This is a genomic window from Pontibacter sp. BAB1700 (assembly GCF_000277005.1).
In the GTDB taxonomy this organism is placed as follows: Bacteria; Bacteroidota; Bacteroidia; order Cytophagales; family Hymenobacteraceae; genus Pontibacter; species Pontibacter lucknowensis.
In genome coordinates this window covers 26,131-35,734 of the sequence record NZ_AKIS01000014.1, presented here as the reverse complement: position 1 = coordinate 35,734, position 9,604 = coordinate 26,131, and the positions used below count along the sequence as shown (strand labels likewise).

Annotated in this window: 11 protein-coding genes; 4 read left to right on the top strand and 7 right to left on the bottom strand. The window is 53.9% G+C overall.

Annotated elements, in window-relative coordinates:
- Positions 1–183: 183 nt before the first annotated feature.
- Complete coding sequence (murF, locus tag O71_RS02340; protein ID WP_007652795.1) at positions 184–1,470, bottom strand: UDP-N-acetylmuramoyl-tripeptide--D-alanyl-D-alanine ligase; 1,287 nt, start codon at positions 1,468–1,470, stop codon at positions 184–186.
- 107 nt (positions 1,471–1,577) lie between these two features.
- On the opposite strand from murF, the gene O71_RS02335 reads away from it, so the two are divergent.
- Genes O71_RS02335 through O71_RS02325 form a run of 3 tightly spaced genes read left to right on the top strand, consistent with a single transcriptional unit; the run spans position 1,578 to position 4,215 of the window.
- Entirely contained in the window at positions 1,578–2,582 is a 1,005-nt protein-coding gene (locus O71_RS02335; protein ID WP_040573449.1) for a VCBS repeat-containing protein, read from the top strand.
- A 20-nt stretch (positions 2,583–2,602) separates the two neighbouring features.
- The gene (locus O71_RS02330; RefSeq protein ID WP_040573448.1) at positions 2,603–3,838 is read left to right on the top strand and encodes a T9SS type A sorting domain-containing protein; all 1,236 of its coding nucleotides are present in this window, start codon (positions 2,603–2,605) and stop codon (positions 3,836–3,838) included.
- Positions 3,838–4,215, top strand: a complete 378-nt coding sequence (locus O71_RS02325) for a hypothetical protein (RefSeq protein WP_007652794.1) — start codon at positions 3,838–3,840, stop codon at positions 4,213–4,215. Before O71_RS02330 ends, O71_RS02325 begins: the two co-directional genes overlap by 1 nt.
- 65 nt (positions 4,216–4,280) lie before the next feature.
- Here the strand turns inward: O71_RS02325 and O71_RS02320 are convergent, their stop codons facing one another.
- The 3 genes from O71_RS02320 to O71_RS02310 are packed head-to-tail and all read right to left on the bottom strand — an operon-like array spanning position 4,281 to position 6,828.
- A complete protein-coding gene (locus O71_RS02320; protein WP_007652787.1) occupies positions 4,281–4,979 on the bottom strand; it encodes an amidohydrolase in 699 nt (232 codons plus the stop codon).
- Positions 4,980–5,035: 56 nt separating this feature from the next.
- The gene (locus O71_RS02315) at positions 5,036–6,184 is read right to left on the bottom strand and encodes a pyridoxal phosphate-dependent aminotransferase (RefSeq protein ID WP_007652784.1); all 1,149 of its coding nucleotides are present in this window, start codon (positions 6,182–6,184) and stop codon (positions 5,036–5,038) included.
- A gap of 59 nt (positions 6,185–6,243) precedes the next feature.
- Positions 6,244–6,828 (bottom strand): uracil-DNA glycosylase family protein, encoded by a 585-nt coding sequence (locus O71_RS02310; RefSeq protein ID WP_007652783.1) that lies wholly within the window; start codon positions 6,826–6,828, stop codon positions 6,244–6,246.
- 62 nt (positions 6,829–6,890) lie between these two features.
- Here O71_RS02310 and O71_RS02305 point away from each other — a divergent pair, with 62 nt between their 5' ends.
- Entirely contained in the window at positions 6,891–7,478 is a 588-nt protein-coding gene (locus O71_RS02305) for a hypothetical protein (RefSeq protein ID WP_007652780.1), read from the top strand.
- Positions 7,479–7,496: 18 nt separating this feature from the next.
- Here the strand turns inward: O71_RS02305 and O71_RS02300 are convergent, their stop codons facing one another.
- The 3 genes from O71_RS02300 to O71_RS02290 form a co-directional block, all read right to left on the bottom strand.
- Positions 7,497–7,940: a hypothetical protein gene (locus tag O71_RS02300; protein ID WP_007652778.1), complete on the bottom strand. Its 444-nt coding sequence runs from the start codon at positions 7,938–7,940 to the stop codon at positions 7,497–7,499.
- Positions 7,941–8,173: 233 nt separating this feature from the next.
- Positions 8,174–9,004, bottom strand: coding sequence for a hypothetical protein (locus O71_RS02295; protein WP_007652776.1), 831 nt, complete (start codon positions 9,002–9,004; stop codon positions 8,174–8,176).
- Positions 9,005–9,159: 155 nt separating this feature from the next.
- Positions 9,160–9,567, bottom strand: coding sequence for a response regulator (locus O71_RS02290; RefSeq protein ID WP_007652775.1), 408 nt, complete (start codon positions 9,565–9,567; stop codon positions 9,160–9,162).
- Positions 9,568–9,604 lie beyond the last annotated feature (37 nt).

Here is a 9,604-nt window from a genome sequence, read left to right as displayed (position 1 = left end):
ATGTATCTGATGTTGGTTGATGTTGTAATAAGATATATTTTTGATTTAAATAATATCGGTTTGAGTCGTATTGGTAACAAAGTGGCAGACTTAAATTAAAACGAACAGAATAAATAAAAGCGCCTGGTAAAACGGGTCTACCAGGCGCTAACTGTTGTACTGATTAAAGAGTAATCTCTAGCTCTACAACACCTCCACCAGCGTCTCCAGCCCCATACCTCTGGAGCCCTTCACCAGCACATAGCTCTCCGAAACCGGATTAGCCTGCAACCAGCTCTGAAGCTCAGGCTTTGTAGCGAAGTAATGGAATTTGCTGTCAGTTTCAGCCGCATGCTTCATCTCCGGTCCGCAAAGCAGTACCGTGTCAAAATTCTGTTCGGCTATGATCTCACCAATAGCTTTGTGCTCGGAGGCACTTTCAGTGCCCATCTCCAGCATATCACCCACGATCACCACCTTGCGGGGGGCGTTCATGCCGCCAAAGTTTCGGATAGCCGCAGCCATCGAAGTAGGGTTGGCATTGTAGGCGTCCAGAATCAGGGTGTTGCTGCCTTTCTGCATCACTTGCGAACGGTTATTCACAGGGCTGTAGTTGGCGATGGCGGTGTTGGCTTTCGCCAGCGACACACCGAAATACTTGCCTATACAGGCCGCGGCCGCCATGTTCTCATAGTTGTAGCTGCCTACCAGTTGAGTATTTACCACGTTACCTTCCTCGTCTTTGTACACCACGTAAGGGGAGGCCTCCAGCAATTCGCTGTGGTAAAAATCGCCTTGGGCAGGGTAGGTTACTTTACTTTCAATGCGGCGGCTCATGCGCATCAGGTGCTCATTGCCAGTGTTCACAAACACGGTGCCGCCATGCTCCAGCAGGTGCACGTACAGCTCGCTCTTGCCGCGGGCCACACCCTCCAGGCTACCAAAGCCCTCCAGGTGCGCCTTACCGATGTTAGTAATCATGCCGTGCGTGGGCTGGGCAATGCTGCTCAGCAAAGCAATCTCCCCGATGTGGTTGGCGCCCATTTCGATAATCGCCATTTCGTGTTCCGGCTTAATACGCAGCAAGGTAAGGGGCACCCCGATGTGGTTGTTCAGATTGCCCTGGGTATAGAGTGTGTTGAATTTCTGGCTCAGTACCGCATAGATCAGCTCTTTGGTGGTGGTTTTGCCGTTGCTGCCTGTGATGCCGATCACCGGTATGCTGAGTTGCCGGCGGTGGTGACGGGCCAGGTCCTGTAGTGCCTGCAGCGTGTCTTCCACCACAAACACGTTGTCAGATGCCAGCGTCGGGTCGTCTACCACAGCGTATTTGGCGCCTTTCTCTAAGGCACCCTGCACAAATTTGGCTCCCTTAAAATTAGGTCCGTTCAGGGCAAAGAACAGGCTCTGGTCCTGCGGGGCACGGGAGTCGGTGCTGACGTGGCGGCACTCCAGGTATTTTTGGTAAAGAAAGTCGATGCTGTTCGGCATGAAATGCGTATTTTTAGTCTATAAATTGGTGGCAGCATGCTGAGCTTAGGTATAGCCGACGGCTGCCATGGCAATATACAATCAAAACGGCAAAAGCAACAGCCCGATTGCCCAACGAACTGCCTATGCGCTACCTGTTTTACATCCTCCTTTTTTTGCTGCTCATACCTAATGCGTTTGCTCAGGAACCCTTGCGATTCAGCCAACGCAGTGATATTCCGGTTACGGCTAATAGTGCCCAGTTGCAGAATCCCTGGGGTGGTGGGCTCAACACCCCGCAGTTCTCCACCATCGACCTGAACAAAGACGGCCGCGACGACCTGTTTATCTTCGATCGTATGTTGCGCAAGGTCTATACCTACCTGGCTGTCCAGCAGGGAGGTCAGTGGCGCTATCAGTATGCGCCCGAGTATGAAGTCATGTTTCCGGCCGAACTGGAAAACTGGGTGCTGCTGCGTGACTACAACTGCGATGGCCTGAAAGACATTTTTACGAGTACACCCCTGGGTATACGGGTATACCGCCAGGAGGCAAGCAGCAACAAGTATCCGACTTTTGTGCTGGCACAGGATGCCCTCTTTTACCGGAGCCGCAATGGCGTGAACACCATCAACATGCAAATGAATATTTCCGATATACCTGCCATTGTGGACATGGACGGCGACGGCGACCTGGATATCCTGCTGTCGGAGTTTTCGGGGGGCTATACCCTGGAGTACTACCAGAATATGCAGGTGGAAGAAGGCAAGCCCTGTGGTACGCTGGAGTTCGCGCTCGGCTCCGATTGGTGGGGGCAGATCACGGAGTGCCATGGCTGCAACAATTTTGGATTCGGGATACAGTGCCGTATGGCCGCACCGCTGCACTCCGGTCACGATGGCTCGGCTTTGCTGGCGATAGATCTGAATGGCGACGGCGCAAAAGACCTGTTGATGGGAAGTGTGGAGTGCAAAGACCTGGTGATGATGGAAAACAAAGGCACCAGCACATTGGCCCGCATGGAAAGCTTTGAACCCGTTTTCCCTGTTGGCCCAAAGCCAGCCAGTTTTAATCTGTTCCCGGCGGCTTATTACGAAGACGTAACCTCGATGGTATACCTGACCTGGTCGTAGCCCCAAACAGCAACGAGAACATGGGGAACCTGGAGCTGCAGCGCTCGTCCTGGCTGTACCGCAACACCGGTTCAGTCAGCCAGCCAAACTTTGAATTTGCCCAAGACAACTTCCTGCAGAGCCAAATGATCGACCTGGGCGAAAACGCCTACCCTGCCTTTGCGGATATTGATGGCGACGGCCTGCTTGACCTGGTGGTTGGAAACGGACGGTCGGATCGCAATGGCCGCTTCGTAGCGACGCTCAGCCTCTATCGCAACACCGGTACTTTAGCTGAGCCCGCCTTCACGCTTATCACAGACGACTACCTTGCCCTGTCCACTAAGGACATGTTATCACTAAAGCCATCCTTATTTGATATCAACAAAGATGGAGTACTTGATCTGGTCCTGACTTATAAAATGGCAAACGAGCAGCATGGTTCAGGGCATCATGGGGGGAGCACGACACAGATTGCTTACTTCATAAACGATGCGAAACCCGGACAGCCTGCCGCTTTCAATACGGCTCGCCTGTTTCACCTGCATACCCTGGCTGATGGTGATACTCCTCACTTATTTCAGGTAGATGCCCAGCGAGTAGATATGCTGGTTGGTAAAGCCGGAGGTACGCTGGACTACTATCGCTCTTCCGGAAACGGCTTTGTGCTGGAGAAACAAAGCATCGGCGGAATCAAATTTGACTTCTACCGCCGCAACCTGGCGCCAGCTGTAGTGGACATAGACGGCAACGCCAAGCTAGATCTGCTCACGGTGGATGACAGTGGGGCCCTGCGTATTTACCGTGATTTCCTGGATCATCTGAACGGCGACTTTACCGAGACGACCGAGGTGTTGGAAAACGAGCTGACAGGAGAAGCACATGCCACCCGTTTTGGTCGCGGACTCGGTCTGGCTGTGGCTGAACTGGGCGGACCTTACCAGCTATACCTGGCCATTGGCACGCAGGGAGGAGGCCTATACCTGCTGCAGCAAACAGGCGGCAACTACGGTAATCCAAATGATAAGCCAAGTGGCCTGGGACTAAAGGTATACCCGAATCCGGTGGCCGGAGCGCAGGAGCCTGTGCAGGTGCAGGCGAGTGAGTCAGTATCGCTGGTACTGCACGACATGATCGGGCGCAAGGTATACGATGGGGCTGACAACTACAACCGCCGCCATACCTTAAGGTTGAGCCATCTGAAAGCCGGCGTATACCTGCTGCGCGCCACCTCCCGCAACGGCCGCCACGAAACCCGCAGACTGGTAGTACACTGATGCAGGCCTTTCTGTTAATAGACCTTTCGGAGGAAAGCAAATTTGAGAAGCCCATCCTGCAGTTGGTGCGGCAGCACGCGCCGGCTATACCTGTCTTTGATGTAGACGCTAAGTCCGATGCCACCTTGCAACAGTACGCTGTGCGCCTGCTTCAGGAAAATCCCGAAACGGTGGTGTGCGTAAAGGGTGGGGCAGGAGATTTGAACCGGCTGATGCCCTTGCTGGAAGAACTGCTTTTGCCGCATCCGCAGCGTCACCTCCTGCTCGTGGGGCAGCAACCCCGTCTGCTGCGCATGCTGCAGTCCCGGCCAGGTATAGCCTATACTTTTCTGGCAGATGAAGACGCGCTTCGCCAGTTTCTGACAGAATCAGTTTAACGTAAAATCGTCGGCATCAAGGTGCGCCGGGAAAGCTTCTCTGAAATCGGTTAACTCCTGCTTGCTCAACGTGATGGTGTGCATACCTTCCGCTTCGGTGGTTTCGAGGAGCTTATACCTTTGGGGTGGATAATGGCTGAGTCGCCGGAGTACGGATGCCCGTTTCCGTCCGTGCCGACGCGGTTTACGCCCACCACATAGCTCAGGTTCTCGATGGCCCGGGCCTGCAGCAGGATGCTCCAGGCATTGGCTCGTGGCTTAGGCCAGTTAGCTACGTAGAGCAGCAAATCATACTCGCTACCTACGTTGCGGCTCCATACCGGGAAGCGCAAGTCATAGCACACCAGGGGGCAAATTTTCCAGCCTCTTAACTCCACCAGCAGCTTCTCTTGTCCTGGGGTATAGGTATGGTGCTCCTTTGCCATCCGGAACAGGTGGCGCTTGTTGTAATGCTCGTAAGTACCGTCCGGACGCACCCAGTACAGCCGGTTGAAGTACTGCTCACCCTCCCGCACGATCACACTACCCGTCAGCACAGCCTCGTGTTTCGCTGCTTCCTCCTTCATCCACTCTAGCGTAGGTCCTTCTGTCTCTTCCGCCAGCCCGGAAGCATCCATGCTAAAACCCGTCGTAAACATCTCGGGCAGCACGACCAGGTCTGTGTCGGGTGCTACTAAGGCTAGTTTTTCAGAGAACATGCTTCGGTTAGCAGCAGCGTCTTGCCAGTGCAGGCTGGTTTGGATGATGGTTACACGGAGGTCCATTTTTTAATGTGCTAATATCTTGAGGAAGAATGATTGCTATTTAAAACAACCGACAACTATAGCTTGACCAGCTTCTCTGCCGCTTGCCTTAGCGTCTCTTCACTTTTGGCGAAGCAGAAGCGCAGGTAGTGGTGGTCGGTTTTGTTGTGGTAGAAGGCCGAGACAGGTACAGAGGCTACACCGATTTCCTGTGTCAGTCGCTTCGCAAAGTCCAGGTCGTGCTCCTGCGAGATCGCGTCATACTTCAGCAACTGAAAGTAGGTTCCCGCCGAAGGTATAAGCTCGAATCGTGACGGCTTCACCAACTCACAAAACAGGTCGCGCTTGGCCTGGTAGAAGTCGGGGAGGGAGCGGTAATGCTCCTCGTTATCCATGTAGTCGGCGATGGCCAGCTGCAGAGGCGTGACAGAGCAGAAGGTGATGAACTGGTGCATCTTGCGCAGCTCAGCAGTAAGTGCAGGAGGCGCTACCACATAGCCTATTTTCCAGCCGGTGGTGTGGTAGGTTTTCCCGAAGGATGAAATGACAAAGGACCGCTGCCGCAGCGACTCGATCTGTAGGGCGCTCACGTGCTCTTTGCCGTCAAACACCATGTGCTCGTATACCTCGTCGCTCATAATCAGAATATCCGTGCCGTCGGTCAGGTTGGCCAGCTTCTCCAGGTCTTCACGCGGAATCACAGCACCCGTCGGGTTGTGCGGCGTATTGATGATGATCATGCGGGTACGGCGCGAGATGTTCTTCTTCAGCAACTCCCAGTCAATGCTAAAGTCGGGCAAGGCTAGGGGCACATAGATCGGGATGCCACCCGCCAGCCGAATGGCCGGTGCATAGCTGTCGTAGCAGGGCTCCAGTACCACCACTTCGTCGCCTGACTTTACGACCGCCGTAATGGCCGCAAAAAGTGCCTCCGTCGCACCGGATGTTACAGTTACTTCCTGGTCCGGGTCCGGGCGGTAACCGTATACCTTCTCCGTCTTTTCGCTGATCTTATGACGCAGCGCCGGCATGCCGGGCATGGGGGCGTACTGGTTATAGCCTTCCTGCATGTACTTGGTCACCAGCGCAATCAGCTCGTCGGGACAGTTAAAATCCGGGAAGCCCTGCGACAGGTTGATGGCTCCGTGCTCATTGGCCAGCGCCGACATCACAGCAAAAATACTGGTGCCGACATCAGGAAGTTTGCTGCCTGGGTAGTTGATCATAAGGTGGTTTTATTGCTGATGAACGAAGATAATATTTACGGGGTAGATACCAAGAAAATTTAGCCAAGGGTCTGGGCCACGAGCTGCTGCAGTACAGGTATAGCCTCCTCCTCAAACCAAGGATTGCGTCGGAGCCAGAACTGGTTTCGTGGCGAGGGGTGAGGCAGCGGCATATACCTGGGGAGGTAGTCTGCCCAATGGGTAACGGTTTCGGTGAGGGTTGGTTTGGCGGCTCCGCCCAGAAAGTAATCCTGGGCGTACTTGCCTACCAGCAGAGTGAGCTGGATGTTGGGCAGCAGCGGCAGCAGTTGCTGGTGCCAGTGCTGAGCACACTCAGGTCGGGGCGGCAGGTCGCCGCTTTTGCCTTTGCCGGGGTAACAAAATCCCATCGGAACGATCGCAACCTGCTGTTCATCATAAAACACTTCCGGATCAATGCCCATCCATTGCCTGAGGCGCTTGCCGCTCTGGTCGTCCCAGGGTACGCCACTGGCATGTACCTTCGTGCCCGGCGCTTGCCCCACAATGAGCAGTCGTGCTGAAGGGGCCGCCCGCAGCACTGGCCTGGGGCCATGTGGCAGGTGCTCAGCACAAAGCCGGCAGGTGCGTACCTGGTTCAGTAAAATGTCAAGCGAAGTGGTCATACTGTGTGCAAAGGTACAGCGATCTGCTAACAAAATGCGCTCTAAACTGTATATAGTGGGGTATGCAGCAGCTTTGTCGAACTTTACTGGTATTTCTCTTCAGCTTTTCGCTCCTCCTGCCGGGCCATGCCCAGGAGCAGCCCGCCTATAAGAACGCCTTTACTGTAAAGTTCTTTGGTTTATCCATGCATTTGCGCCCAACGCCATACCCGGAGCTTTTCAAGAACCGGCTTGACCGGAAAGGTATAGCCGTGCTGAATTTTGGAGGTATAGTAGGCTACGACCGGTTTGTGGTACGCGAAGTCATCAGTGTGCGGGTAGAGCAGGGGCTATACTCCGACTGTGCCTCCTCGCTGGCAGGCTTCACTCACCTGGGTTGGCGCGGACAGATATTCAAGGCAGGGCGACATTCCCTGAATGGTGGCTTTGGCCCCACCCTGGTATACCGTCGTGACTGGAACCGACTGCAGGGCTACGAAGATGATGGGTACTTTAACCGCAGCGGTGACTGGCAGTACAAGTTTTACTGGTACGGCGGTGAGTTCGAGTACAACTACCAGCTGAAGGGGCAATATGATCTGTCGCTTAACCTGGTGCCCGGCATACCAGAACTGGTGTCGTTTGGCGCCGGGTTCAGGAAGCGTTTCTGAATTTTATGGGGTGTGCCGCTACCAGCCGCGCTCATCCCAGTCCTCGTCGCTACGGCTCTGGTGTCGGCGACGCTGCTCTCGCAAGGGAGGGAGCTGCTCGTGCTGCTGCCATCGGTCGCGGGCATGCTGGTTCTCGGGGCTGTAGTGTTCATTGCCATCCCGCCATTCTCTTGTTTCCTCTCTTCGGTGTTGCGGGTGGTGATCGTCTGAAAAGCCGTGTTGGTGTTGGTTTATATTTTCTTGCTGCCGCCGCTCGTGTTGTTGTTGCCTGTACTCATGTCGCTCCCGCTCTTCCCGTATGCGCATTTCTTCCTCATACTGCCTTCTCTCACGGTCATGCATAAAGGGTCTGGGCTCTTCCCAGCGGCTGCGAAAGTTCTGCTGCTCTACTTCGTGGCGTGGGTGCGGACGACGTGGGCGTTCATGCCGCTCATGATGTCTTTCTTGTTCCTCGTGATGCATTTGTTTTCCTTTTGTTTTCTAAGATGTGTGAAAATAAGTGCCGCCACAGGAGTCTGTACGACATAGGGGCCAGAGTCAGGTATGTGACAGCACCGGATTTTATGTACGGGCACACGGGCCTGATGTTTATAAGCGACCGCATTCAGCGCAAAAAAAGGCAGCCCGCCGTTGCCGGTGGGCTGCCTTCATTACTAATCTACTACCAAAGTAACCTAATCTGTCTGCTATACGCATTAGCGGCGGTTACGTTGGCTTCTGTCAGTACCTTTATAATAATCATCGTTTCCAGAGTCAATCTCGTCGGCCCAGCGCGGACCACCTTCATAGCCACGGTCAAAGTTGCGGTCGCGGTAAGACTCCCCACTGTAACGGTTTCGGCTGCTCAGTTGCTCGGCTCTGCGCTCAGAGTCATAGCGGTTGCGCGGCTGGTAATCGGGGTCATCAGAGTGCATTATATCATCCCAGGTGTCGCGTACACGCTCAAAGAAACCACGCTTGTCGCGGTTGTCCGGTTCCACGTCAGGTGAGTAGCGGCCTTCGTTGTACCAATTGTGTGAGCCGCTGCCGTAGCGGTAGTCGGTTTCCTTGTAGCGGCTGCGGCTGCCTGGTCCTTCACGCCACAGACTGTCCTGCGAGGTAGGGGGCTCGTTGTAGTTGCCCGGCTGCGAACCACCGCCCATCTGCGGACGGTAAGGCTGCTGGCTACCGCTGCCCTGGCCTCTGTAGCCATGGTTCAGGTATTGGCTCTCGTTGCGGTAAGGGCTTTCACTGCGACTGCCATAGTGCCCGCTCTGGAAAGAGCCTTGATTGCTCTGATAGGTAGCAGGTCTGTTGCCTAAGTAGTGACGGCCACTTTCAGCCTGTCGGTCGCGGTCCTGTGCTCCTCTCGGGCTGGGACCAGTGTGGAAGTAATTGCCCTCATCCCACTTTCTTTCGTTTTGGTCCTGGCCTCTGTAGGCGTAGCGTTTTGAGTGCTGTTGTTCTCTATCTCTGTTGTATAGTTCCCGACCGATGCGCTGATTTTCCTCACCAGGCCTTCCGTGGTTTTCTCCTCTGTTTTCCATAATTCTATTTTAGTTTTAATAAGCGATGTAAAAGTTTAGCCTTGCGGCGGCGTTATTTTTTACGGCTTACAGGGGCTATTGTTGGCAAAGCGTCAGGTATAAAAAAAAGACGCCCCTCGTGAGGGCGTCTCATTAAACTATCAGATAAGGTATTGCTAAAAATAGGTTTCCATGATCTCACGCACATCGGCCTCAGCCAGTGGCTTGGAGTAGTGCCTGCGTACCTCCGGATATTTTTTAAGACGTTCCAGGTCATAAAAGCTGGCCGAAGAAGTAAGCATCAGCATGACGGTGCGCAGCTTGCTATCTTCATCAAACCGCTGGTACTCATCGAGAAACTCAAAACCGTCCATCACAGACATTTTGATATCAACAAAAATAAGGTCCGGCTTCGGATAGTTCTCTTCGCCGCTGAAGGCTTTGTTGAGGTAGTCGAGAGCTTCTTCGCCGTTGGTTACCACCCTGATGTCCGATGCAGCTTCCATACGGGACAGCAGTCGCTGGTTTAGGTAATTGGTTGTATCGTCGTCGTCTATAAGCAGGATAGTCTTTACAGATTTCATAATTGGTATTTTGAGTTCTTTTACAAAGTAGAGCCTT